General features: G+C 59.1%; 2 pseudogenes. Both read left to right on the top strand.

The annotated features are described in order from the left end of the window. Positions 1–214, top strand: a pseudogene (locus tag EOA86_RS36930) (alanine dehydrogenase); the annotation flags it as partial. Between the two features lie 201 nt (positions 215–415). Further along, positions 416–772: pseudogene (locus tag EOA86_RS36925) on the top strand (porin family protein); the annotation flags it as partial.

The raw sequence follows: 772 nt of genomic DNA, 5'->3' as shown, positions 1-772 counted from the left end.
GCCGGGTGCAGTGCCGGTCACTTCGGCCCACGCGCTCAACAACGCAACGCTGCATTACGGCCTGCAGCTCGCCGACAAGGGCCTGAAGGCGCTGATCGACGATCATCATTTGCGCAACGGCCTGAATGTCCACAAGGGCAAGATCACCAACCGCGCGGTGGCCGAAGCACTCGGCTATGAGTTGGTCGAGCCAAAGGCCGTTCTCGCCGCCTGAACCCGCCGCTCAATCCTCTCCCAACCGAGCCGCCGACGCCCTCGGCGGCTCTTTTTCTACAAGCAAATTTCACGGTTTGCGATTAGCTGACCGGCTTTGCCCGTCCTGCTTGCAATGTGTCTTTCCTGTGGCTTTTTTGTTACAGCCGCCAGCATGGGCGGGTGCTAGACGGCTGGTGGGTTTTTCAAAAAGGTAGGGGCAATGACCAGCAAACGATTAGCAAAATCTCTTCTTCTTGGCGCAGTTTCCGTCCTGGCGCTCGGATCGGTTGCTCATGCCGCCGACGCGGTTGTGCCGGTCGTCGAGACGTCGGCCTTCAACTGGAGTGGCATCTATGTCGGATTTGGCGTTGGCGCCGGCGCCAATGTCCACGAGCTCAGCAGCGATCTGGTTCCTGGCTTCTCGTTCAACGGCATTGGTGGTGAAGGCGTATACGGTGAACTGACCGTTGGGTACGACTATATGGTGTCGCCGCGCTTCCTGATCGGCGGACTGCTGGATGCCCATGCCGGCAACATTGAAACCACGCTCGATGTTGCTGGTTTCGATGCTTCGGTC

The organism is Mesorhizobium sp. M5C.F.Ca.IN.020.32.2.1 (genome assembly GCF_004023105.1).
In the GTDB taxonomy this organism is placed as follows: domain Bacteria; phylum Pseudomonadota; class Alphaproteobacteria; order Rhizobiales; family Rhizobiaceae; genus Mesorhizobium; species Mesorhizobium wenxiniae.
The sequence above is the reverse complement of the archived record's forward strand: the minus strand, read 5'-3'. Positions and strand labels throughout refer to the sequence as shown.